This is a genomic window from Fibrobacter sp. UWB12 (genome assembly GCF_900142485.1).
In the GTDB taxonomy this organism is placed as follows: Bacteria; Fibrobacterota; Fibrobacteria; order Fibrobacterales; family Fibrobacteraceae; genus Fibrobacter.
Genome location: NZ_FRAZ01000008.1, coordinates 53,417 through 79,743, shown reverse-complemented (window position 1 = coordinate 79,743; position 26,327 = coordinate 53,417). Strand labels below are relative to the sequence as shown.

Here is a 26,327-nt window from a genome sequence, read left to right as displayed (position 1 = left end):
AACATCTATCATATTTCCAAATATAAGCAATTATTATCAATTTTTCAATGTAAATTTTTATATATAATTTACAAAATACATAATTTTTGGAAACACATTTTAAGGCTTCAGCCGCTCATACATGGCATTAATCCATTCAGGGCTACGGGCGATTGATTCAACGCGAACTTCGTCAATCACACCATTCCAAGTTTCAGTCTCGATTTCATCGCCACCGATGCGGAAAGGAACACTGCGTTTCAGGTCGTTCGGCACGAACTCCCTTGCAAATTCAGCTCCATCGGAACCTGCGATCGCTACCGCTTTACCGTTCACATACATGCTCACCTTGTGATTCTTGGAAACGAGCACAAGGAAAGCCCACTCCCCGACAGGCACGGAAGTCGAATCCCCGAAATACACTGCCCCAGGGTAGTCCGGCATACCCTTCATTACGGCAAACGTTCCGCTATTCACCTCGTAATGCCACTGGAATCGCGAAGTCGAATCACTCCAATATTCACGCTGGCTAAACAGCACTTGGTGTTCGCCGTTGGGGCCATTCCACTTGGTCCAAAGCGAAAGTGTAAAGTCGCCGCCCGTTGGATTAAGCGTATCCAAGTCGATAAATTGTCCCGGTTCCAAAAGCACCGCCTTGCCGCTCAAACCATCTACATAGTTTACGTTTTCCGCAACAGAAGAATCATGGTTGAGCACATTGATATCGCGGTTCATGCCGAGATAAACTTCAATTTCCGGGTCGCCATACCCATTCGGGAGATTTTCTGGATAATCATACGGAAGGTAATAATGGAAACTATAGTAATCCGCAATAACAGGCATATCGTTGCTCGTAAGCCATTCCCCATTGACCGAAAGTTCAGGCAACTTAAGCGAATCCTTCGAATCCAGCGCCGTGAATTCGAACTGAGCGATAGCCGAATCATTCTGCACGTACACAAGGTCCATTCTATAGCCCGCCGGAATAGAATCAAATGCAAACGAACCATCTTCACTGATAAGAGAACGCAAATGCGTTCCCTGAATGCGCATATAACCAGAAGTCGCCCCGGAGATTTTTCCGCTTAAAGTTTTGTGCGCAGCAATGCAAATCGTATCCAACCTTACGTCAGAGAGTCCATCGCCACGCAAACCGGACAGCCCTTTGGATTCCGCATAAAAACGCGGAGAACCTTTCGCCGAGATCCTTGGAATCGGACCTAGCTTAAAGAACCCTGTAGAATCAGCGACCGTTTCAAGCGAATCCACAATTTCTTTCGAATTATCCAAGTAGGCAACGACACGCGCAGCAGGAACAGCACGCCCCTGCAAGTCCTGCACTACACCGGAATACCTCAGCGTATCAGACAAATCCGCAATTGAATTTCCGATATCGGTCACTCCACCGGCCACATCATCGCTATCCGAGCAAGCCAGGAACGTCAAAGAAAACGCAAGCGACATCACGCACGCAGCGCAATTACGCGACAACTTTAGATAAACTTGTCTATTTTTCATTTTCCGCCTCCTTCCCTATTTTCTTGCTCATCGGGAACGCCACAAGCATCATTTCGTAAACGCGTTCCACTTCCGAATCATTTGCCGCACGGGCAATAATTTTCTTGCGGGCTTCTTCCAGCACCTCTACCGCATAATTGTAGGATTTTTCACTCATCGCAAGAGTCGTGAATGCGGCAAAGCGCTCGTCTTTGGGCATGGATTCTACGGCACCCACCGCATGCTGCATATACTCATGACGAATTCGTCGCAAAGCCATTGGCGGAATTTCCGAAGCATCGAGCATTTGCGATGTTTCGACATAGCGTTCACCCTCTTTTTTCAGGAGCCCCCATTCTAGCAGTTTTTTCACAGCATCGCGAGCCTCGTCCGTCGTTATCTGCGGCACAACAGAACGCGCAAGCACACGGAAGTCACCTTTCCAATCCGATGACACCGCCAATTCGCGTACAATCGGGTAATACCACTTTTCGAAATACCCCTGTTCACGCGTGGTGACATGCGTAAATTCAATCTGCTTGCGAATTTGGACAATCTGATTCCAAGCATTTTCGCGCTCATCAATTTGTTGCGCCTGGTTGTACTGAACCAGCGCTTCGAAATACGTCCTTTGCAACGGTTCGAATTCCATCGCCTTTGAAATTTTTTCGATGGATTTCGGAGTCAAATTGAAACGGCCACGGATAACATTCAGACAATAAGAAGAGCTACTGAATCCCGCTTTTGCCGCAAAAAATCGATGCGAAAACACCGACCGCATTTTCTTCTGTTCCTCAAAATAGTCTTGCAGGAACTTGCGGAAGTCGTCATAGTCAAACAAGTGTTCAAGCGCAATGCACATGATTTTAAACTAGAATATTTTTACACAAAAATCAATAAATTAAGCAAAATTATAGTTAAATAATCGTAGTCAATGATTTTTTCTTACACATTTACACGTTTCTAACACGGAAAAGCGTTCCATTTTTCTTAAAAATTTGCATTAGGACACACCAAAAATTATTTCTCTAAATAGCATAAAAATGGAGTGTGTTATGCAAAAAAGTTGTTTGGGATGGATTCCGGGCGCCGTTTTGTCGGCTGCCCTAGGTGTTCACGTATATGCGGCGTCGGGTGATGCTTACACATGGCCCGGCTATCGCAGCGACCTGGATTACGATACGAAATCGAATCTGGGCGATATCCAGCCGCCGACCAAGTTCAATAACAATTGCTCGGGCGTTACCGGAAAGAAGGCCGGTAAGTGGTGGGCGTTTTATTGGGGCAAGGATCGCGACAGCCGCATTACCGATGTGACGATTGATTCGATTCTTAAGAAGTACGATACTGACTTTGAGTATTTGTACAATGAGATGGGATGGGCGCCGGATGCCCAGGCGCAAGAAGGCCAGTACAGCGCCGTTTATTACTACGGCTCGGGTACGTGTGCCGGTGGCGCAAAGACGGATACTACGGGCGGTTGGCAGACGTGGGTCGCGGGCTACACGGCCGTGGCCGCTTCGTTCTATCCGCTGTATAGCTTCAATACAAGTTGCCCTTACCGTGATCGTGTGGCGCAGATGGATGCGATGATTCACGAGGGAATCCACTCGATGACGAATGGTTACCCCGGCGCAAAGGATGCGCACTGGTTCCAGGAAGCGGGTAACACCTGGATTCAGCAGGATATGTTCAGCCACCGCGACGGTGTTTACAGCGGTATGGGATTTCTGAATGCGGCGACGGTTATTGCGCCGTTTATGCCTATTGAAACCTATTCGGGCTGGCTGATTGACGGCACTTTCGGTGGCCCTGGTGGCGGCGCCGATGGCGGTGGCGTGACCGGCAAGAATCAGCGTTACCTGCTGGGTGGCTCGCAGTACAGCAACATCTTCCCGACGTTTATCGGCACGTGGATTGGTACGGGGGCTGTCCGCTGGATTTACGGAAACGCTTATGGCAAGACCAAGTACCTGCTTGAAACTTACGGCCTCGACAAGGGTCTTGGCGATGCGGGCGTGCGCAGGCTCATTACCGAATTTCGCGCAAGGCTTGCGATGCTAGACATGAAAAAATGGTCCGGCGAAATCAAGAATTTGCTGAACCAGCATTTCGGAAGCGACACCTACTGGGAACAGGACATGTGGGACAATAACAGGAAAAGCTACACCTGGACCATGACGCCCTACCAGACGGTGACGGAAAACAACGGTTACCTTGTACCGAATCAGGAAACGACTCCGGGCTGGTCTGGCTCGAACGTGGTGCCGCTGAAAGTGCAGAACGGCGCTAAAGAAGTGACGGTGAGTTTCTACCCGAACGGCGCAAATTCCAACAACAAGAACATGAATTTCTTGCTGTGCTACCGCGCGACCGACGGTACACCTGTGTACAGCGAACCTATTACGGGCGAAGGTTCCGCGACGCTTCGCCTGGACAAGACGCCATCTTCGACGAACAGCACGCAGATGGTTTTCGCGGTCATCGTGAATACCGATTACCAGTACACCGGCAATACGGGCATTCGTAAGTTGCACTACGATTATAAGCTGAAGCCCGAAGCAGGCGTAAGCGGCGCAGGGGCGGCAAACGTCAAGTACTACAACGACTTCAAGCTTGATTACAAGTGGCCCGAAATCGGAGACGCGCCGATAAGTTCGAGCAGTTCCGTATCGCCGGAATCTTCGAGCAGCAGCGAGATGCCCGCGAATTCCAGCAGTTCCGCAAAAATCGTCACGGACGGCGCAACCACATACAACATCACAGCGACACTCCCGATTGACGACAACTACGCCACCGTTTCTGCAAAATTTGATGTGGACGAAGTAGCAAAAAAGCTTGGACTTACTGCAGCGACGCTTTCTCAGGCGACATTCTTTGCCCAGGAAAGCGACGGCAACGTGGTGACCAACAGTACCGCTACCGCTCCGGGTCATTGGTTTGGTAAAGACAGCAAGGTGGTGGAATGGGGCGAGTCCGCCTACATATTCAGCGAAACAGATTTATCAAGCGGTACACTCGCAATAGGCCACTACCCCAACCGAGTCAGCAATGGTGACAAATTTAACTTTACGCAGGGAATCTCTTACAACGGAAAAACGGTCCTTTTCAAAGTCATGGTCAACATCACCAATGGATTAGGCAGTGACGAAAGCGGAAAGACCACAGCTCTGATGTATGGGCTCGACAAAGTTTCAACACACATGGACATAGCCCTCCGTAATGGGAATCTCGAAATCTACTACACGCTCCCACAGCGAGACAATGTGAAGATAAGCCTATTCAATGGATTCGGAGCATTGCTCGCACAAGAAATCACGGGTATGCAAAACGCAGGCTCGCACACGCGTTCGCTCAACATGAGCCAAATGCCGCATGGCACCTACATCGTGAAAATCACAACGGGCAGCTACCGCGAAGCAAGACCAATTAACATCACAAGATAAACAAGCAAAAAAAGCAGCCCCCGTACAGGGTTATGTTCTAGCGTAGTCCACGGACAACCTTAAATTTCAAGAGTTCTACCCTCGATGTTGAATCGAGGGTATTTTTAAATGCACAGGGAATATGTTATGGGATATTTTAAATCATTGTTGGTTTTGGGACTTGCTGCGCACGCCTTCGCGAGTTCGCCAATCGTCAAAGTGGATTTCGACATGAGCGGGCGCAATTCGAGCGAGGTAACAGAGCCGAATTATGTGCCGTGGGTAGTTTCGGGAGCCACTTCCAAGGATACGACGATTTCTGGTGTAAAAATTGGAATTGCCGGTAGCGGAAATCTCAAGGCGAACTGGTACAAAGCCGGAGTGCAGTCTCCGAGCTATGCGCGCCTTGTGTGCGACGGCGTGATGGTCGAAGGCGGCGGAGCGATTACGCTCACCTTCTCGAATCTTGCGGCAGGGACGCACAGTCTCTTGTTGTACCTGAACAATGTCGATGGAATTGCAGCAAGCAACAGCATCGATGTCTACGTGAACAATTCGAAGCAGGTGTCGGTCAAGCCCACGAATCGTGCGCTCTCGACATCCGAATCAGCAATCGCGTATGTAACTTTTTCCGTGAGCGGCGCAAGCGCATCGACTGCCATAAAGCTAAACACGAGTACGATTACCCTAAACGGTTTTGAATTGAATGTTCCCAATGTGGCTGCACAAGCAACAAACCCTTCTCCGACGGATTTGGATTACCACGCACCACATGAAAACGGAGCTTTGACACTTTCATGGACGGCGGCGAAGTCGGCCGTAAAGCATCACGTCTATTTCGGGACAGATTCTGCAACGGTTTTAAAGGCGACAGCCTCGACAGCCGACGTTTACAAAGGCGAGCAGACGGCAGCGACATACAAAGTTTCGGACACAAACCCATTGCAGACCTACTATTGGCGCGTGGATGAAGTTGAAGCGAACGGAACGGTTACAGCAGGAAATATTTGGTCATTCAAACCAGGGCGTTTAGCGTTTGAAGGAGCCGAGGGCTATGGTCGTAACGCGGTCGGTGGCCGTGGCGGAAAAGTCGTGTACGTAACAAATCTGAACGACGATGGCGCCGGCAGTTTGCGCGAAGCGTGTACAGCAGATATCGGTCCACGAACCATCATGTTCAAAGTCGCAGGCGTAATACAACTCAAAAGTCGTTTGGTCTGCAATCAGGATTACGTGACGATTGCGGGGCAGACTGCTCCCGGCAAGGGAATAACCATCAAGAGCGCTCCCATCGGCTTTACGGGCAAGGATATGGTTATCCGCTTTATGCGCGTGCGCCTGGGTTACGGTGCCACTTACGACGGCATGGGGCTCACCGGCGGCGACCACAGCATACTGGACCATGCAAGCATCAGCTGGACAATTGACGAAGCGTTCAGCAGTCGCGGCGGCAAAAACCTGACGCTACAGCGCACTTTGATTTCGGAAGCCTTGGATGTCGCAGACCACCAAAATTATGCAGCAGGAACAGGGCATGGATACGCAGCAACAATCGGCGGCGACATCGGGAGTTTCCACCACAACTTGCTGGCGCACAACGCAGGGCGCAACTGGAGTCTTGGCGGCGGACTAGACGGTAACGGCTATTATGCAGGTCGTTTGGACATTTTCAACAACGTGGTCTATAACTGGAAAAGCCGCGTGACCGATGGCGGAGCGCACGAAGTAAACTTTGTCGGGAACTACTACAAGGAAGGCGCAGGCACAACTCTTCACGGCTATACGTTGCGCGCCCAATTTGAAGGAACAGGCAAAGGTTCGCAAGCTTACTATTACCACAACAACATTTTGCAAGCTGCAAACGGTTCATTCACTTGCAATGGGAACAACGACAACTGCGGACGCGAATACACACTGAGCGGCGGGCAAGTTCTCGATTGGGAACCATGGAACAGCAAACCTTTCTTCGCCTCTTACGCCACTGTACAAAGCGCATCGGCAGCATACAAGGACGTGCTGAGCGATGTAGGCCAAACCATGCCCATTCTCGACAATCATGACCAGCGCATGATCAGGGAAACCAAAAACGGAACTTACAGCGTCGTGGGTTCTGTCGGCAAAACCAAAGGAATTCCCGACCGCGAAACGGACGCCGTTGACACAGCGAATATCAAGGGCTGGGAACCGTATCCGAGCACAAGCTGGGCAAACGATTACGACTCCGATCTCGATGGTCTCCCGGACTGGTGGGAAAATATGTACGGCTACAATCCGAAATCCAAGAGCGGTGACTTTAGCGACGCAAACAAAGACCGATTGGGTGACGGCTGGACTGAACTCGAACGTTATCTTGAATGGATGGCTCGCGCCCACTATACTTTTGCAAAAGGTGAAACCCAAGTCATTGACCTAGCTCAATTTACCAAGGGCTACGACAACGGCTCCTATACCGTGAACACTCCGACAGGCGTTACCGCAACCGTGAGCGGATCCAAACTCACCATAAAACTCGCCAACAACTTCGGTGGCGTGGGCTACATCAAATTTACGCTCAAGGACAATGCTGGCGACACCTTTAGCCGCAACATCGGCGTGACGCAACAGCTCGCAATATCAACTATTGTTGCAGGAGACTCCACAGAAGTCGGTGATTCAACAACTACCGCAATTATGAATCGACAAGCGGCAAAACGCAATGATTTACGTCTGTTCCCTCGCAAGCAAGGTTTCCACGACTTGAAAGGCCGCCGCTTCGAAAAGCAAATTCCATACAGAGTAATGTTTTAAATATTCTCATCAACCTAACCAAAGCACCTCGGCGAACGCCGAGGTGCTTCGTTGTAGGATTTGATAGAGAGAAAAATTATTTTCCGCCGACAGGGAACAGCGCAAATTGCAACTGAAAAACTTTATCTGAATTCTTATCTTCTTCGGCGATGATCGCAATTTCCTTGCGGAAGGCGTTGATGCGCTCCACGATGCGTTCGTAACCTTCCTGGCTAATGCCTAGCGTAAGCCCAGAAACATGACGCGAGCCCGGCGGGTCGCGATCAATAGAATCCGCAGCAAGCTTTAGACAATGCTGGTGGAAACCGCGCAGCGCAAGTTTTGATGTGCGGTCCCCCGTGCTAATCGCGCTCTCGGTGAGCACGTATTTGCCGTCATCCCCTTTCTTGATAAGTTCACAGTCTTCGAGCAACTTGACCGATTTTTTGGTCTCGTCCGCCGTCACATGCGGGTGGACCATTTTCGCAAGCGCTTCGTAATCGCCGTCAAAACCGAACATGCCGATAAGACTGCGAATAATCAGGTGCCGCCAATGCGAATACACCATGTACTGCGCATGCCCGAGAATATGCTGTTTCTCGGAAAAGCGCACCACCTTGAGCGCCGCCTGCATTTCTTCAAACGCAGCATTGCGCTCCTCCATCGTATCCGCCTGATTGAACTTCACAAGCCCAATAAAAAACTCGGTCTCGTGCTTGCCCAGGCGCAGTCCAGAAGCCACTTTCGGGATGCTCGCGCTCGAAAGATTCTTGTCGCCGTTCATCACGCGGCTAATGAAATCCTTGGCCTTGAACCCGATTTTATCAGAGAAAACGCGGAGCGAAAAGACAGGGTTCGCCTCCTTCTTTGCGTTGTAATAATCTTTCAAAAATTCCCGGTAGTCCAGGTATTCGAAGATTTTTTTCCCTAGTTTCTTTTCGCCCATGCCATAAATGTAAGAAAAATCCCTCGAAAAAGGATAGTCCGCGACAAAATACCCGTTGTCCAGAAACAACGAGAAATTCGCCTTCACGATAAAAACGCTTTGAGGTATGCCCCGCAAGATTTAGATTATTAATATGGGGGAATAATCCCCCTGATTGCAGCCCGCCTTGCGGTCTTCCATCACCCCCAATACGGGCTTCAAACGCCAGCCCGTAACGCCTGGCTTAATTGCTATAAAGGGATGGAACAAGCCAAAAGTTGGGTAATCGCAAAAAAAAGTGAGGAACAATGGGTATGAAAGGTTTTGGTCACATCGCTCTTGCAAGCGTTGTCTCAATTTTCGGAATTTCCGCAGTACACGCGGCAGATGCGGCTGCAAAAATTCAAGCCTCTGAAGTCGTTACGCTCCCGTCCGACGCCGCTTACGGCGGTGGCGACAAAGTCGGTTCACAGCTGATTGCCGCCACGTACAACGCCGGGAAAGGCCCAGGCATTTGGATTGTCGCCGATGGCGGTTACAGGCTCTACCACAACGGTTCACTCCTCGCTGAAGACAACCAAGCAGGCCGCGTGCGCTTTATTCCGATGACATTCCTGCCCGGCGAAAACGCCATTTCTGTCGTGAGCGCGAACGGCAAAGGCGCCCCGGGCGTTCTCGTGCAAATCGACGACCTCGACAAATCTTACTATTCCGGCAGTAGCTGGAAGTCAAAACCCGTTGTCAGCAACAACTCCTGGAAAAACAAGGGCCGCGACCTCTCGCAATGGGGAGGCGCCACAACGCTTTCTTACGCAAACAACAAGCTCCCGAGTGGCGGTGCGCTCGAAAATTTCGCCGCAAACACACAAGCGAAATGGATTTGGACAAGCGATGAATCCGACCCAACAGCAGTGTTCCTTTTCACGTTCAATGTGAAGGCCGAAGGCTTCGGTGTCACCACAACGGGTGGCGACGCAGGCAAAGTCGTCATTGCAAGCGATTCCGCAAGCATCCGCAAGTACTTGCAGAGCAACGATGCGGTCACGATTCTCGTGCCCGAAGGCACTTACGACTTTAGGCAAATGCGCAATGCGGTGACCGAGGCGAACAAGCAAGGGCGTACTTGGTGCCGCACGACTTGTGGCGAGACGAACCGCGTGACAGGCAAGACGAACAAGTTCTACCGTATCGCCTTCGAGAAAAACAGTTGCGCGAGCCTCGGTGAATCCGGACTCGAAATCGTGAAGGAATCGGACAATCTGCAGGCGTGGAGCAACTGGATTACCACCAAGCCTAACAAGAGCCTCGTGGGTATGGGCCGTGGTGCGAATCTGCGCGGTGCTTCTATCGCCGTGCGCAGTAACGAAGGTTCTGGGAACCACATCTACCGCAACCTCGCCATTTACGATGTGAACCCGCACTTGATCGAAGGCGGCGACGGCCTTGAAACCGTAGGCACCGCCAGCAAGCACGTAGACAAATTCTGGGCCGACCATATCAGCTACAAATGGATTTCCGATGGCATGGATATGGAATTTGTTGACAACGCCACCATCAGTTATCTCGATTTTGACGGAGCCAACGAATACAACTGCTGGGGTACCGACCCTTACATGGCTCTCGTTGAAGACGCCCATTTAACTTACGCCAACAACTACTGGCACAACACTTACGGTCGCGTCCCGAAAGTCACCGGTGAAAACAACGGCTCGCAAGTTCATTTGTACAACCAGTACGTCGATTACAACCGCTTCTTTGTCGCAGGCGCAAACGGTCACAGCGCAAACGCCAAGGCTTACGTGCGCTACGAAAACAGCTACATCAGCGATGGTCAAGGCTACCTCGCCGAATGGGGCGATAACGGCTACGTTTACTTTAGCGGAGTTACGTTCGGGAACGGCACCAAGCAACAGCACCGCTACAACGGCACCGTGAAAAGCGGAGTCCCGCAAGCAGAAACATTCAACCCGAGCTACAGTTTTGAAAAGCGCAATGTCGCAGACCTCCCGAAAGAAATTCCGAACCTCTCGGGCGTCGGCGGACGCTACGGCAAAATGCCTGAATACAACCAGGGATTTGGTCAAAGCAACAAGGCTGCAAGCGTAACGCTCACCGCACCTGCCGCTGGCGCAAAAATCACTGCAAGCACAGACGTGACCTTAAAAGCCGACGCCAAGGATAACGACGGCTCCGTGAAAAGCGTAGCATTCTACGTCGGCAACACGCTCGTCGGAACATCAACCGCCGCGCCGTATCAAGTGAACGCTAGCGGTTTCGAGCCGGGCACGCATTCCGCAGTCGCTATCGTGACAGACAATTCCGGGCTCACATGGATGTCGGAATACGTGACGTTCACCGTCGAAGGTGCGGCAGAATCTAGTTCCTCAAGCAAGGCACCTGTTAGCAGTTCAGCAATCGCAGAATCTTCTTCAAGCACAACGGTCGCGGAATCTTCTTCCAGTGTCATCCTGAGCGAAGTCGAAGGATCTAGCAGCAGTGGCACAACCAGCATCGCCTCCCCCATGCAGCGCGCCACCGAAGCCGAAGCAGGTTTCTACCGCATCTTTGACATTCAGGGACGCCCGCTGTACTCCGGCAACAGCAAGCCCGCCAAGATGCCCGCCGCACACGTCATTGTGATTGAATACTCCAAAACAGGCAAGACATTACGCCACTATATCCAATAACGATTACTATAGCGATTAATAGCCCTCCCGCTTTTAGCAAATCTTATATATATTGGTATCAATGAAGTTCTGCAAAAACATATTGGCTGTTTCGATTGCGTCCGCCGCAATTTTTGGAGGTTGCTCCTCCGACAGCCATATTGCAGGCAACAGCGCCGAGACGGGTTCTCCGGAACTCGCCGGTATTTTCCTTTTGGATAACGGCAACCCCGCCGCATTTGCACGCGTGTATTGCGTCCCTAGCGACTTTGACGCAGCCTCAGGCGAGCTCCCCGCCGCCTACACCACGAAAACGGATTCCTCAGGCTACTACAGCCTCGATTCCATTCCAGCAGGCACATATGCTGTCGAAGCATTCCACGAAAAATCCGGCAAGCGGCTTCTTGTACAGAACGTGAGCGTCACCGAAGACGATTCCATCGCTGTTAGCGATACGCTCCGCGCTCCAGGCTCTGTCGAAATCGCATTCAACAGCCTCATTGAAGACGGCACATCTGCCGTGGTCACAATCCCTGGAACAACCATTTTACGCAAAGTAACCGTCCACGGGAAAGTCGCCACCATCGACAGCTTGCCCACCGACACGCTTGGCCTCAGAATTTATATAGAAAACGACACATTGGAATACGGGAATGTCTACGTCAAATCGGATACAACAGTCCAAACGCTCGTCAACTATCCCCATATCGAATACTCCTTCATCGCGCCACTTGCACTCCCCGAAGGCGAAGATACGCTCTCGTCTTTTGCAAGCGACATTCCTCTTGCACTCCGCCTGACCGCCGAAAATAGCGGCATCGATTCACTCGCCCACTTGCAAGGTCGCTGGGAAGTTGTACGCATTTCAAAAGACGGCAAACGCAGCAAGAAGCTCCCAATCACGAGTTCAGTCATTGACGAAAAAGAAGCCGTTTTCTGGGTAAGTGTCGATTCGCTAAACGTCACCGACTCGCTAGAGCTTTCGTTCAACAACGCGCTTGAACCAGGTTACGCTCACGACGTATTTCCGACCAACCGCAGCTATTCGCTCGTGTACCACTTCGATAGCGAAACCGACATCAAGGACGATGCAGAAAAGGGCTATTTCGACGGATCGCTAACAGCCACAGAAACGAGAACCGAAACGGTGGCAAATCTCAACGCAGACGGCGTTCTCGGCACATCTATTGCACTTGACGCAGCAACATCTATCACAGCAACTAATTCCGCCAAGATAGATTCCTCCCGCAAGGTTAATTTGTCCTTTGACGGCATGCAATTTTGTTTTTCGCTGTGGGTCAACCTCGAATCGCTAAAGCAACAGTCCCTCTTTGAAAAAGCAGATGAATACGCACTCCGCTACTCACCTGAACAAGGCTTTGTCGTAGAATTCTATCACATCGCCACAGAAAATGCCGCCGATGAAGGTGCCACAGACACCGCAAGTTACAAACAAACGTGGGCGTCAGGCACAAAAGGAATCGAAGCTGGCAAATGGATTTTCATTGCATTCAGCAAGCATTCCATACCGCAAATAAGTTTCTTTATCAACGGCGTTAAAATCGAAGCCGAAGAAACCCGCAGCGATTGGGATGGCAACCGAGAATTTGCAGACTTTAAAATCGGCGGATTCAACGGGAAAATGGACGAGCTCATGCTCGGTAGCGCATTCCGCGACGATTCCTGGACTCGCCTCACCTACTTAAATCAAATGCCCGAAAATTCCTGGCCAAAACTTTCCGCGAGAAAATAACTCGGAGGCTCTGTCGGGCTATTCCGTACGCCCGACCTCGGCTAGCAAAAAATCCTCAATCCGTAAGCCCTTCCAAAACTGTTTTTCGGCTGCATGACCGATGTTTTTAGGCTATTTCGGCAGGTTCCGACTTCGCAGCGTTTCCGTAGCCGTACAGAATGACTGGACAGAGCCAAAGGGTCATTTTCGCAGCTTTTTCGCAGTTTCGACCCAAAAGTACGGTCTGGCCCGACAGAGCCAACGGTCACAGAACCTATTTGCCTTTATTCAAAATCATCCTGCTTATTTTTCTTCCAACAGGTAATCCAAGATTTTTACCAGCAATTCGTTGGCGGGGCCCATGGCGGTCTTACCGGCAATGCGGATGTCCTTCGGGTTTTGAACGTAGTCAAAACCTGCGGCAATGCCTGCCTTGATTTCGTCGTCGCCGTTCTTTAACATGCTTTCCATGGATTCGGGCGTGGCTTCTAGATGGAACTGCAATGCGATTCCGCTGCCGATTTTGAATGCCTGATTCTGGCAGGCTTCACTAAAGGCGAATGGTTCTGCAATGCCCGGTAGTTCTGGAATGTCAAAGGTTTCGCCATGCCAATGGAAAACGTCCAGGCTTTCGGGCAAATTCATTTCTTCGACTGCATCGCCGGTGAAGGTGACGGGGAACCAGCCGATTTCCTTTTCGGGATTTTTCTTGATGGCCGCGCCAAAGGCGCTTGCGATCATCTGGGCACCGAGGCAGATTCCCAGAAGGGGCTTGCCCAGCTGCACCATGTCGCAGCAAAGTTCTTTTTCGCGAACAAAATGAGGGTACTTTGTTTCGTCCAGAACGCTCATGGGCCCACCCATCAAGATGGCGAAGTCCACGTCGTCTTCATGAGGAATGGGGTCGCCGGCGTAAAGGCGCACGATATGAACGTTGTGCCCCTTGGCCTGCAGGTAGGGGAGAATCGCTCCCGGACCTTCGTATTCAACATGCTGAAAAATATAGGTTTCCATAACCGCAAATATAAAAAAGACCCGCGATTTCTCGCGGGCTAATTTTTTGGGCGGTCGGATCGCCGCAGCAGGTTCGCAGTAATACAAAAAGGCTTGACAGAGCCGAGGTCATGACCGCAGTGGAAATGCAGTTGGAATGCAGTTTTTTTGTAAAAATCGTAAAAAAATACAGTTTGACTTGACAGAGCCAACTCGGACACTGCCCACGCGTTCAGCACTCAGTTACTTACTATTATATTATATACGCAAAAATGCCCCGCGATTTTAAGAGTGCGTTTTAAACACTCAAAAAAACGTTATTACATTTTGCCCAAGAAAAAATGTTCCTAACGATTTTGACATACGTGGCCATCGGTCTCTTGGCAATATTAGCGCTCTTCTATCTCGGTTTAGAAGTACGGTTCTACCGTGCACTCGGACGAGTACGCGAAGGCTATGCCGATCCAGAACCGCTACCAAAGGTGAGCATCTTGATTGCGGCACGTAACGAATCCGAAGGAATCCGCGAAACGCTCGACTCCGTTTTAGCGCAAGACTATGCTGGCGATTGGGAAGTCTGGGTGGCAGATGACCGTTCCACGGACGACACCCCGAAGATTCTTGCCGAATACGCCGCCAAATTCAGCAAGTTGCATATCCTTACAATCGATTCCATTCCCGAAGGTGTAAGCCCCAAAAAACAGGCGCTTTCCAAGCTCATTGACGCCTGCAACGGAGAAATTCTCTGCCTTACGGATGCCGACTGCATCGTGCAGCCTTCCTGGATCAAGGGAATCATCAAGGAATTCGAACCGGGGATTGAACTTGTCGCCGGGCACTCCTATATTCCGACCGACAGCCAATCACCATTTATCATTTGCATGCAGGCTGTCGAAACGCTCATTTACCGCATAGCCGGGACCGCAGGGCTCGCCATGCACCTTCCGCTCACAAGTACAGGCAACAACCTTGCCTACCGCAAAAGCTTTTTCAAGAGCATAAACGGCTTTACGGGCGTTATCAAAATCCAGAGCGGCGACGACGACCTGCTGATGCAAAAACTGGCAGCCGACCGCCCCTGGGCCATGCGTTACTGCATTACCCCTTCGACGTTCGTCACCACTAGCGGCAAAGAAACGCTCAAAGCACTTTGGGAACAGCGCAAACGTTGGGCTTCAAAGACCATCTACTACACTCCAAAAATCGTCTTTGTGCTCTCGATGGTATTTATGTTCCTCGTGATGCTCTGTGTAACCGCATTTCTTTCGATTTTCAGCTTTAAAATATTCGTCGCCACCTTAATTGCGTTCTTGTTAAAAAGTGTCGGCGACATGGTACTTATTATTCGCGGGCTCAAAATATTCAAGCAGGAACACCTCCTCAAATGGTGCATCCCGGTTGAATTCATACACGCTCCCTTTACCGTACTGGCCGTACTATTCGGTCTGTTCGGACGATTCAAGTGGAAATAAAAAATGGCAACGACTAAAACTACAACTAAGGCGACAACCAAAACCACTACAAAGAAGACCGCCACCAAGACAGCAACAAAAGCTGCAAAACCGGTTGCAGAGGGCAAGACCCTTATTATCGCAGAAAAACCGAGCGTAGCAGCAGACTTGGTCAAAGTACTCGGCGCCAAAACATTCAAAAAAGAAACCGCCTATTACGAAAGCGACACGACCATCGTAAGCCATGCGATAGGTCACCTCGTAGGTATCGCCGACCCGAAAGATATTGACGAACGTTACAAGGCATGGGACATGAAAACGCTCCCCATGCTCCCGGAAAAATTCCCACTCGTTGCCCTCCCCACGACCAGAAGCCACCTCAGCGCACTCGGCAAGCTCATCAAGCGCAAGGACGTCACGACAATTATAAACGCGTGCGATGCGGGCCGCGAAGGTGAACTGATTTTCTATTACATCGTAGATTACATTCTCAAGGGGAACTTCAAGGGCAAGACATTCAAGCGTCTGTGGATGCAGAGCATGACGCCAGCCGCCATCAAGGACGCCTTTGAGCATCTCCGCACCGAAGAAGACATGGTGAACTTGCGAAACGCCGCCCTCTGCCGTAGCGAAGCCGACTGGCTTGTAGGCATGAACGGAAGTCGCGGCCTCACCGCGTATAACAGTTCCATGGGCGGGTTCCAGATTACGCCATGCGGCCGCGTGCAGACCCCGACGCTTGCCATCATCGTAAAGCGCGAAGAAGAACGCAACCGCTTTGTACCGCAAAAATTCTGGACAATCGAAGCCTCCTTCGACAACGCAGGCGCCGATTACCAGGGCAAGTGGTTCATGGTCGATAAAGAAACCGGCAAGGACCGCGTCAAGCAAATTTTTGACGAATCCCGCGCTCAAGAAATTCTCGCCAAGTGCAAGGGGAAGAAAGGCTCCATCGAAGAGACAACCGCCCCGAGCCAGCAAAAATGCGGTCAGCTCTATGACCTCACCACGCTCCAGCGCGAAGCAAACAACCGCTTTGGATTCAGCGCCAAGACGACGCTTTCCATAGCCCAGTCGCTTTACGAACATTACAAGGCAACGACCTATCCGCGTACCGATAGCCGTTGCTTGCCCGAAGACTACGTGGCCCCGGTAAAGGCAACGCTCGGCAAAATCGAAGGCCCGCTCGCCAAGTTCGCCCAAGAAGCACTCGACAAGAATTACGTCAAACGCACGCCGAAGGTCTTCGACAACTCGAAGATTTCGGACCACTTCGCCATTATCCCGACAGGTGTCGTGCCGAAGGGTCTCTCCGAAGCCGAAGAAAAAATCTACACGATGATTTGCCAGCGCTTTATTGCGGTGTTCTTCCCGCCAGCGCAGTACTTGAACACGACACGCATCACGACAGTCGAAAACGAAACGTTCATTACCGAAGGCAAGATTCTTGTGGATCCGGGCTTCAAGGCAATTTACGGCAAGGAATCCGACGAAGAATCGAACATACCACAGCTCAATGGCAACACCGCCAAGACGCTTGAAATTGACGCCAAGGAAGACTTTACCAAGCCGCCAGCACACTACACCGAAAGCACGCTCCTTTCGATGATGGAAAGTGCCGGTAAGCTCGTCGAAGATGATGAACTGCGCGACGCCATGAAGGAGCGCGGCCTTGGAACGCCGGCTACACGAGCAGCCATTATCGAAAAGCTCGTGAGCGACAAGTACGTTATCCGCGACGGCAAGGAAATGATTCCGACCGCAAAGGCGTTCGATCTCATCAAGGTCCTTTCTGCCATGAACTGCGAAGCCCTCACTAGCCCGGAACTCACCGGCGAATGGGAATACAAGATGGACCTCATCTCGAAGGGCAAGGAATCGCGCGAAGCATTCATGAGCGGCATCGTCGAAATGACCAAGACCATGGTGAAAAACATCAAGGGATTCAAAGAAGACGATACAGAAAACGAAGCTAGCTTTAGCCCCGTGAATGGCAAGAAGGTTTTTGAAACCGTCAGCCGTTACAGAACAGAAGATGGCATCGTGATCCGCAAGATTGTCGGCGGAAAGCACCTCACCGAAAGCGAAATCATCGAACTTTTGACAAAGCGAAAGATTGGCCCTCTGACCGGTTTCCGCAGCAAGAAAGGTGCCGAATTTTCTGCCGTTCTTACCATAAACGACGAAAACAAAATCGAATTTGTCTTTGACGAAAAGCCAGAAGAAATTGAACTCGGTGAAGTTATCGGCAAATCGCCTGTTGACGGTTCCGACGTTTACGAAACGCTCACAGGCTACGTCTCCGAAAGCTATGTGAAGAAGGAACCAAGCGGCATCACGCTCCCGAAGATTCTTTTAGGCAAGGAACTCCCGCTAGACGACATCAAGAAACTGCTCGCTGGTGAAAAGACCTCGCTTATCAAAGGTTTCCGCAGCAACAAGACTCGTCGCCTGTTCGACGCCTACCTCACACTCGTGAAAGGCAAGCTCAAGTTCGAGTTCCCTCCGCGTGAATTCAAACCGCGCCGTTTTGCAAAGAAGACTAGTGGTTAGCAGTTTTTACCGCATGTACAAAAATATTCTGTTAGTAATTACAATTTTGGGAGCTTTTTCAGCAGCCTTTTCCGACGACATGTCCGATCGCCGCTTTACCCCAATAAATTCATTAACAGAATCCCTTCTGCCCAAAAACGAGTCGCAAATTTGTTCCATAAAAGACTCTGTAAGTTTTGTGCAGTCTTCGTCATCAATTGCACAATCGTCTTCAGCAATCGCACAATCTTCTTCCGCTGCAAAGTCCGGCAAAAACCCTTATGGTTTACCAGACGCTCTTATGCCCTTATGGGAATCCATGACACTCCGCCAAAAGGCGGCGCAAATGATTATGGTATTCCTTACAACGTCTGAATTTGCAATCGAGAACGAAATCGGAGGATTGCTCATTACCGGCAAGCACCTCAAGGAAGCGGATAATTACCTGCACAAAGTTGAAGAAATCAACTCGAACTTAAAAATTCCAGTATTCACCGCTATCGACCAAGAAGGCGGCCTTGTCAATCGTTTGGCATCGTATTCCGATCATTGGCACAATACCCCAAGCGCACGCGAAATGCGCCGCATGGATTCCACAAAAATTCACACGCTTGCAAAGAAAATCGGACGCGCGCTTAAAGACATCAAAATCAACATGAATTTGGCACCCGTTTTGGACCCGTCTAAGGACCATCGCGAGTCCAATTCATTCATGGAAGAAAGCCGCCGTTCTTGGGGAAACGACACAACAAACGCTTACAAAGTAAGAGCATTCGTCAATGGCATGCGTGACAACGGCATCATCTGCGTTTCAAAGCACTTCCCCGGTTATGATTCCTGGACAAACAGCGACCATCAAATTGCCATCAGCGCATCGCCCAAAGAAAAAATCGACCAGAACATAAGCTTTTTCAGGACTCTTTCCAAAGACATCCCCGTCACGATGATGTCGAGCGTCCACTTTTTGCGCATTTCCAGCCGCCCCGCCGTCTTTGACGCCAACATCGTCAAGATTGCCCGCAAGTATTCCCCAGACATGATTATGCTTACCGATGACCTCTGGGGCACATCGCTTCGCGCCTGGGCAAGCGGCAAAACGCAAATTCCACCGCGCAAAAACTACCCCGATAAAGACTTCAAGCGACTCATCACCGCCATCATCGATGCAGGCAACGATATGCTCATGATTTCTTACACGTCCAAAGCCAAGGACATGCTCAACATCATGATGGAACTTTCCGAAAAGAACTCAAAATACAAGAAGCGCATCGAAGAATCCGCCGCTCGTATCTTGAAGCTGAAATATAAAGCCGGAATTTTGAAGTAGAAAAAAGGAGATTCCCGGTCAAGCCGGGATTCCGCACGCAGTTGGCTGAGCATAGAACTTATCGCCACTCAGGATGGTGAAGGGGGCAATAGCAAACGACCACTAACTACAGACCAACAGCCATTGACTAATAACCATTGACTAATAACCAATGACTATTGACCAACAACTACTTATTAATAGCCTGTTTCTTGGCAACAGACAAATTCACTACATTTTTAAACACCCCAGCCTCGCCCACTTTTTTCAAAGCAGCTTTCAAAATAGCAGCCGCAGCCAACGTGTCGTCCAAAGCGCGGTGATGATTAAAATCCGGAAGTCCTAACGATTCCGTGAGTTTGTGCAAACTGTAGCTCGGTTGTCCCGGAAATATTTTCCTCGCAAGTTTAACCGTACAAAGTCTCGGAGGATTAAACTTGATGCAGCAGCGCTTCAATTCAGCAGTCATGAATTTGTTATCGAACTGCACATTATGCGCCACGAATATGCGGTCCTGCAAAAGTTCCGCCACATGTTCTGCAATCTCACCAAATTGCGGTTGGCCGTTGACCATGTCGTCAGTGATGCCAGTAAGTTCCCGAACAAACGGTGTAATCGGCTGCCCGGGGTCCACAAGCGAGTGGAACGTACCAACAATTTCGGAACCGTCCATCAGGGCGATTCCGATTTCCATTATTCGATTATCTTCACCATGTCCGCCGGTCGTTTCTAGATCGACTACCGCAAATTTTAGCAATGCAAATTACCTAATGGGGATATCGATATCAAGCGTCTCCATCCCGTCACGAGCCTCGACACGAGCCAACATAACGTTGGACTTGGGGTGCCCATACACAGGAACGACGAGCAAATTCGATATTCCTCTCTGTTCGCTCGGGACCGCTTCGGTATCAGAAACCGTTTTCTTAAATATAGGTTTCTTGCTGCCATCGAACAAGGAGTAAGTCAACTTGCGAGGCATTCCCTTCTTGATTTGTGAAGTCTTTACCTGAAAATAAATGTAACCGCCCTTCGGTACATTTCTCAAGCTGTCACGAATTTCTTCTTCAGTCGCAAAAGCAGCCTCCATGGCAAGTCGCACGTTCTTGCGCACCATTTCGGGCTTTTCGTATTCGACAATCACATTGAACTTCGCATCTTCGGGAATTGCACTCTCGCGCACATCACGAATTTTGCTGTTGTTCTGATGATATTCCCAACGGCCATTGTCATGCAAGATAACAGTCGAGCCGTTAGAAGCCATTGCAACAACATCTTCTGCAAATGCACTTGCTGCAAAGGCAAAGAAAAGAGCCACACAGGCTCTCGAAAGAATTCTCATTCCACCCATAATTACTCCGTCTTCCAAGGATACACATCCCTTTAATGACAATAATATATATAACAAAATCGCATTTTACGAAAAAAACAAAATATTTATGTTTTTTCATAAAAAATATGTGACTTTAGTAACAATTTTACAACTTATATTTGTGATGTGTCATACAAAAGCAATATGTCAGGAAAAATTCGATTCGCACCAAGCCCCACGGGCTATCTCCACGAAGGCCATCTACTTTCGGCACTTTATGTGTGGGCTGCTGCAAAAAAATGGAACTTAAAGATCCACTTAAGAATAGAAGATCACGATCAAAGTCGTGCGCGACCCGCCTACATCGAAGGAATCCGTGAAGATTTAGCTTGGTTGGGATTCAAGCATGATTCAGAAAGTATTCAGAGCGCACGAAATGATGTTTATAAAGTAGCTCTCCAAAAGCTCGAAGAAAAATCGTTAGTTTACCCGTGCTATTGCAGTCGCAAACAACTCCTTGCCGATAATCCGCAAAGCGAAACAGGCGAAATCGTTTATCAAGGAAAATGCTTGCACGAACCGCACAGCCTCCCCCTTCCGCACAATTTGCGCTTTATCGTTCCAAATAAAGTTATCGACTGGCATGATCTCCGTTTGGGAGACTTTCACGAAAATCCAAAACTCCAATGTGGTGACTTCCCTATCCGCGATCGGGACAACCAATGGACATACCAATTTGCAGTCTGTGTCGATGATATCGACGAAAACATCACGCATATCGTGAGAGGCGAAGACATCCGCAATTCTACAGCTCGACAAATCGCCTTAATGGAAGCCCTTGGACGCACAGACCGCCCCATTTACCTACACCACCCCTTAATCGTCGACGAGAACAATAAAAAACTTTCCAAGCGTGAGCTCGCACACAGTTTAAGGCAAGACAAAGAGGCCGGCATTACTCCCGAAATGCTTTTCGGACGAGTCTGCTTCAAGGCGCACCTCACCCAAAACAACGCCCCCCTTTCGCTAGAAGAAGCCGTCGCCCTCGTGGCAAACACGCTCCCACCCCTGTAACGAAAGCATTGACGCTATATCCATACATACGGGCTACAACTAGTATTCACATGGGTTAAAAAAAATTTATATTCATGGTATGGCATCAACGTCTGTGTCTACTACCATAGAAAGAATTCGCGAAGAAGCAGCAGCCTTTGAAACCAAAGACCGACTCCTCAGCTTCTCGCAAAAAAACAAGTTTCAATCCCCGCTGCTGTTAGACAACGGAGACCTATTTTTTGAGACTTGGCAAAATGAATCCAAGCCTCGCACTCTCGCGCATTTTTTCCCTGTTTCTGCCAAATATAACGAAGAAAGGCAAACAGCAGATCTCGAGACTTTCCGTAAAATTCTAAAATCAAAAGTCGAAGACTTTTGCAACCAAGACCTGTACATGGCAACGGGATTTATCAAGTGCGGCGAAAAGATGCTCGCCCCAGCAATCCTTATCCCGCTTACCTACGATACCGAGCACGATACATTAACCATTTCAGATTGTGCACCTATCGAAAATATTGCGCTCCAATCGCTCGATAAAAACATCAAGTTCCCAATAGCCTCGGATTTCTACAAGAACAAGACGTTCAACATCCAAAAATTTTTCGACACGCTCGAAAAAAAGATTGCAGCTAGAACAGATTGGAAGTTTACACGCAACGGCTATTGCATCACGTTTTACAGCACAAACAAAATTCTTCTCAAAAAGAAACTCACAAGCGAGTGCTGGACAACCGCAAAAGCAGCCAATAACGAATTTTTCATTGCGACCATCGGAAACGAAGGATTCTTGCCGCAGCCATCGCTCTTTGACGAAGAACCTTACGACCACGTTTTCAATCCAGCGGAACACTATTTCCCATACATTACGGATTCGCAAACAAACAAGGCTGTCATCGATGCACTAGATGAAAAATATTCAGCTTATGCCATCCAAACGCTCCCAGGAGCAGAAAAGGCTAAAGCCGCTGTAAACATAGCCGCAGAGCTCATCCAGCAAAAGAAAAAGGTCTGCGTGATTAGCCGTAGGGCCATCACTAAGTTTAACTTTGAAAACGCCTGGAAGCCGCCATTCCGTTCGTTTCAAGGTCCCGACCGCGATACGACTAAAAGCACGTTGAGCGAGCTCCGTGCAAAACTCGTCACGTACTACGATTCCGTCAACTTCCCGCTCAAACCCTGCGGTGCTACACTCACGGAATTGCTCGATGAGATTACAAAACTAAAAACCGTCAAGACAAAATTTGCAAGTGACTTATTCAAGAACATTGCAGATGTCCGTTATGACAAATTCAAGGCAATACATTCAAGCCTTGAAGAAATGACGCAGCTATTTTTTGAACAAAACGGAATAGAAGTCTACAACGCATTCCAAGGAATAACGTTGCCGGCAGTTTCGAAAGAACGTAAGAACTTGATTGGCGAAGAGCTTTCTCGAGCAAAAGACTTAATCGAGACCATCAAGCCATTCATCGAGAGCGTCGTCAAATCTAAGCTCTATCTCGATGGATTCAATCTTTCGGACATTCTTACTTTGATAAATGTCTTCAAGAAAAATTTCGACAAGGATATGCCGGGCCTTGAAGACTGGAATCTCCATTCAAACGGATGGATCGCCTACCAAGATGACCTCAACGATTTGCCAAGTGCAGGCGCCCGTTGGTCTAGTTATCGCCGCAAGGGCTCCGACATCTTTTTGGAAGATGCCATTGACGTAAACATTGTTGCAGCCCGCAACGAATTTTACGATAGTCTCAATTCTGCACTCAAGTCGCTCTCGGATCACTACCGCAGACCCAAGCGCATTTTGCTTAGCGTTTTCAAGAATCCAAAGAGCATTACCTCCGATGACATGCTTATCGAGCAAATCGACAAGCTTATCGAAATGCAAGAATATAGACGCAAGTACAAAGATTCCTCTGTACTTGCCACGCGTCTGTTCGGTAAAGACTGGAAATACGAAAAGACCGACTGGAATGATTTAGCAAACAAGATCCGCCATTACTATGTGTTCCGCGCACGAATCAAGAACAGCGACCAGCATGATTATCTGATGCAGTTGCTTGCAAAATGGCACTTGTTCAAACCGTTTGCCGAGAATTTAGACAAAATCCAGGCTAGCGTCGAAGAACTGCAAAAGGCGCTCCAGAGCATCAGCAAATCGCTCAATTTAAGCGAATCCTTGGAATCGCAAAATATTGATTTGTGGACAGATAAAATCGAGCGTTGGTCCACCCAGTGGGACAAGCAAGACGTTTACTTGCAGATTTGCGAGCACATCGAAAACATCAACGATTCGCCATGTGAAAATCTTGCGCAATTCGTAAAGGATTCCAAGAACGCTAGTAAAGACATTGCAATGGCATTTGCCCGTTCATGGACAAACAGCCAAATGCAAGCGGCCACCGCAGAATGTCCGGAATTGTTCAGCCCGTCTTCGAAGAACCGCAAGCAACAGGGCAAGCAATACAGAACATTGCTAGACCAATTCTCGAACGCAAACTTCCGTGCCATGCACGAAACGGTCGAAAAAAATCCCGCCCGATTGCAAATCGTTACTTTATCACAATCATACCATCCAGACTTTGAATCATTTGATGTCGCATTGCTATTGGATGCCGATTGCATGACGATAGCCGAAGCCATGCCAGGAATTTTCAATTCCAAGAAAGTCATTCTATTTGGAAACCCCTGCGAGCCAACACTTGAGGCGCTCCCCATGGACGCCTGCAATATGGAAGTTTCTTCACAATCGATTTTCTTTAAAGACAACGTGCTTTCTGCAGCGCTTCGCAAGGGAATTCCTACACGCGTTATCAGTTATACAATGCAATACGCAAACCCGGCGTTGTTCCGTTTTGCAAATAACAAAATTTACAACAACGAAATTGCGCAATTCCCGAATTCAACGATTACAACAGGCAAGTCTCAGACCTTAAAAGTCGTTCACGACAAGATTTCGGCCATTGCAGAAAAGGCTATCCAACATGCGACAAAGAATCCAAGCCAAACACTTGGAATTGTAGCTTCTAGCCAGGCACTTTGCAAAGAAATCGAAGTCGCACTACAAAATCATTTAGAAAAGAATCCCAACGTTGCAAAGTTCTTTACCCAAGGAACTCTGCAAAACAAGTTCTACATCAAAACCATTGAACGCGCTGTAGATTTATACCGTGACGAAATTCTGGTTTGCGTAGACATCGACGATGTCTCGAATGCTACAGAAAGCCACAAGCTCGCCATAGGCTCCACACTTGCAAAGCAGAGCCTTTGCCTGTTCTTGAACAACGAAGAATCAGACAAGTTAACAGAAAAAGAAGGTCTATTCCAAGAATGGGTTGTTTCGCTCAAGAGTAAGTCCACAAGCGAAAATGCAACGGCCACCACCAACGTCATCGACACACCGTTCAACAAACAAATTAAAGAAGTTCTCAAGGCTGAATCCATTGCGTTTAAGGACTACATAGCCCCATGCAACATACCGGTGGGGCCGGTCATCGTTGACGCCAACAACTCCAAGCGTTTCCTTGCAGTAATCGAAAGCGATTGCAGCTACGGACTATACAACGAGTCGATTGAAGATCGCGAATACACTCGTCCGAATGCATTTACGAGACTCGGCTGGAAGGTCCTCCCCATGTGGCTTCCGCTCTGGAACATTTCGAATGCAGACGAAAAAGAAAATCTGATTGCCACCATTGCAATTGAACAGAGCGTCGCACCGCCACCGCAAGAAGACCTTTCTATTGACGATGCGGAACAGAACAGCGATATTCAAGCCGAGCCTTACAATGTGGTTCACTTTGCAAAAGAAGGCTCCGGAGACGATTTGCCCTTTCAAGAGTTCCCGGTGGACAAGCTTATCGAACAGCTAAAGTTCTATGTCGATAGCGAATCCCCGATCCATGGAGAATTATTGTTGCAGAGACTTCTGGAATTGCACAACGTTGAACACGCGACACCCAAGATTAGTGCCGTATTAAGCGATGCCATCAAGCAAGCGCTGCACCAAAAGCAATTTGTCAAGACAGGCCCATTCTTCTACTCGCTCAAGAACAAAGCGATTGTGCTCCGAGACCGCACCAAGAGGCCCGACAACGAGCGCAAGATGGCTTACGTGCCCCCAGAGGAACGTGCGCTGTTAAAGCTAGACGACCACAGCATCAAGCAGATTCTTGGCGTGCTGTAGGCGCCTACGGCGCTATTCTGAATTAAAAAAACAACAAGAGCAGGCCTAGCCTGCTCTTTGTGCGTTTAGCGCTTTTATACGCGCTTATCGGATCTTTACAACAAAGGCGTTGATATTGTACGCGGAGAGTTCGCGAGCCTTGTCCTCAGCGACCTTGCGCTTGTTCCATCCACCGCCGCGAAGCTTGTAGAACGGCGTATCGAACACGACCTGGATGGTATAGCCGGTGCTAGCGGAGAGCTGAGCCTTGCGCCTCTGAGCGGCGTCAAAATCGCCTACAGCTTCGAACTGGAGCATGTAGAACCCATCACCCTTGTCATTCTTGCCAGAGACCTTGGCAGGTACTGCAGAATTGCTTGTCGTATCGCGGAGCGATGCACTAAGCGTCGGCTTGTACTCGTTTCCGCGGAAAAGAGAGTCCATATCAGTTGGCGATCCGGCCCAAGCCATAGCGCATAAAGAAGCTGCAATTATAAACTTTCGCATGTATAGAAATATAGA

16 protein-coding genes are annotated in these 26,327 nt (G+C 49.3%); 9 read left to right on the top strand and 7 right to left on the bottom strand.

What is annotated here, in order from left to right; translation table 11 throughout:
* Nucleotides 1–99: 99 nt before the first annotated feature.
* On the bottom strand, nt 100–1,497 hold the full coding sequence (locus tag BUA34_RS12585) for a LamG-like jellyroll fold domain-containing protein (protein WP_072830139.1): 1,398 nt from the start codon (nt 1,495–1,497) through the stop codon (nt 100–102).
* The gene (locus BUA34_RS12580; protein WP_072830137.1) at nt 1,487–2,338 is read right to left on the bottom strand and encodes a TIGR02147 family protein; all 852 of its coding nucleotides are present in this window, start codon (nt 2,336–2,338) and stop codon (nt 1,487–1,489) included. Before BUA34_RS12580 ends, BUA34_RS12585 begins: the two co-directional genes overlap by 11 nt.
* A gap of 193 nt (nt 2,339–2,531) precedes the next feature.
* Here BUA34_RS12580 and BUA34_RS12575 point away from each other — a divergent pair, with 193 nt between their 5' ends.
* Nucleotides 2,532–4,922: a DUF4859 domain-containing protein gene (locus BUA34_RS12575; protein ID WP_072830135.1), complete on the top strand. Its 2,391-nt coding sequence runs from the start codon at nt 2,532–2,534 to the stop codon at nt 4,920–4,922.
* A gap of 126 nt (nt 4,923–5,048) precedes the next feature.
* Nucleotides 5,049–7,688 (top strand): hypothetical protein, encoded by a 2,640-nt coding sequence (locus BUA34_RS12570; protein ID WP_072830133.1) that lies wholly within the window; start codon nt 5,049–5,051, stop codon nt 7,686–7,688.
* 76 nt (nt 7,689–7,764) lie between these two features.
* On the opposite strand, the gene BUA34_RS12565 is transcribed toward BUA34_RS12570, so the two are convergent.
* Nucleotides 7,765–8,700, bottom strand: coding sequence for a TIGR02147 family protein (locus BUA34_RS12565; RefSeq protein WP_254794471.1), 936 nt, complete (start codon nt 8,698–8,700; stop codon nt 7,765–7,767).
* Nucleotides 8,701–8,906: 206 nt separating this feature from the next.
* On the opposite strand from BUA34_RS12565, the gene BUA34_RS12560 reads away from it, so the two are divergent.
* A complete protein-coding gene (locus BUA34_RS12560; protein WP_254794470.1) occupies nt 8,907–11,279 on the top strand; it encodes an Ig-like domain-containing protein in 2,373 nt (790 codons plus the stop codon).
* Nucleotides 11,280–11,340: 61 nt separating this feature from the next.
* On the top strand, nt 11,341–13,011 hold the full coding sequence (locus BUA34_RS12555) for a LamG-like jellyroll fold domain-containing protein (RefSeq protein ID WP_072830129.1): 1,671 nt from the start codon (nt 11,341–11,343) through the stop codon (nt 13,009–13,011).
* 282 nt (nt 13,012–13,293) lie between these two features.
* Here the strand turns inward: BUA34_RS12555 and BUA34_RS12550 are convergent, their stop codons facing one another.
* A complete protein-coding gene (locus BUA34_RS12550; protein ID WP_072830128.1) occupies nt 13,294–14,004 on the bottom strand; it encodes a type 1 glutamine amidotransferase in 711 nt (236 codons plus the stop codon).
* Between the two features lie 320 nt (nt 14,005–14,324).
* Here BUA34_RS12550 and BUA34_RS12545 point away from each other — a divergent pair, with 320 nt between their 5' ends.
* Genes BUA34_RS12545 through BUA34_RS12530 form a run of 3 tightly spaced genes read left to right on the top strand, consistent with a single transcriptional unit; the run spans nt 14,325 to nt 19,293 of the window.
* Nucleotides 14,325–15,455: a glycosyltransferase gene (locus tag BUA34_RS12545; protein ID WP_072830126.1), complete on the top strand. Its 1,131-nt coding sequence runs from the start codon at nt 14,325–14,327 to the stop codon at nt 15,453–15,455.
* A gap of 3 nt (nt 15,456–15,458) precedes the next feature.
* Nucleotides 15,459–17,987, top strand: coding sequence for a DNA topoisomerase III (locus BUA34_RS12540; protein ID WP_072830124.1), 2,529 nt, complete (start codon nt 15,459–15,461; stop codon nt 17,985–17,987).
* Nucleotides 17,988–18,000: 13 nt separating this feature from the next.
* Nucleotides 18,001–19,293 carry a glycoside hydrolase family 3 N-terminal domain-containing protein gene (locus BUA34_RS12530; protein ID WP_083579787.1) on the top strand — a complete coding sequence of 431 codons (1,293 nt, stop codon included), beginning with the start codon at nt 18,001–18,003 and terminating at the stop codon, nt 19,291–19,293.
* Nucleotides 19,294–19,462: 169 nt separating this feature from the next.
* On the opposite strand, the gene BUA34_RS12525 is transcribed toward BUA34_RS12530, so the two are convergent.
* The gene (locus BUA34_RS12525) at nt 19,463–20,029 is read right to left on the bottom strand and encodes a 3'-5' exonuclease (RefSeq protein WP_072830118.1); all 567 of its coding nucleotides are present in this window, start codon (nt 20,027–20,029) and stop codon (nt 19,463–19,465) included.
* A gap of 6 nt (nt 20,030–20,035) precedes the next feature.
* Nucleotides 20,036–20,623: a hypothetical protein gene (locus tag BUA34_RS12520; RefSeq protein WP_072830117.1), complete on the bottom strand. Its 588-nt coding sequence runs from the start codon at nt 20,621–20,623 to the stop codon at nt 20,036–20,038.
* Between the two features lie 165 nt (nt 20,624–20,788).
* Here BUA34_RS12520 and BUA34_RS12515 point away from each other — a divergent pair, with 165 nt between their 5' ends.
* Both BUA34_RS12515 and BUA34_RS12510 read left to right on the top strand, forming a co-directional pair.
* Nucleotides 20,789–21,658 carry a glutamate--tRNA ligase family protein gene (locus BUA34_RS12515; RefSeq protein WP_072830115.1) on the top strand — a complete coding sequence of 290 codons (870 nt, stop codon included), beginning with the start codon at nt 20,789–20,791 and terminating at the stop codon, nt 21,656–21,658.
* Between the two features lie 94 nt (nt 21,659–21,752).
* Entirely contained in the window at nt 21,753–25,826 is a 4,074-nt protein-coding gene (locus tag BUA34_RS12510; protein ID WP_254794468.1) for a hypothetical protein, read from the top strand.
* Between the two features lie 84 nt (nt 25,827–25,910).
* On the opposite strand, the gene BUA34_RS12505 is transcribed toward BUA34_RS12510, so the two are convergent.
* Nucleotides 25,911–26,276 carry an SPOR domain-containing protein gene (locus tag BUA34_RS12505; protein WP_254794467.1) on the bottom strand — a complete coding sequence of 122 codons (366 nt, stop codon included), beginning with the start codon at nt 26,274–26,276 and terminating at the stop codon, nt 25,911–25,913.
* Between the last annotated feature and the right edge of the window lie 51 nt (nt 26,277–26,327).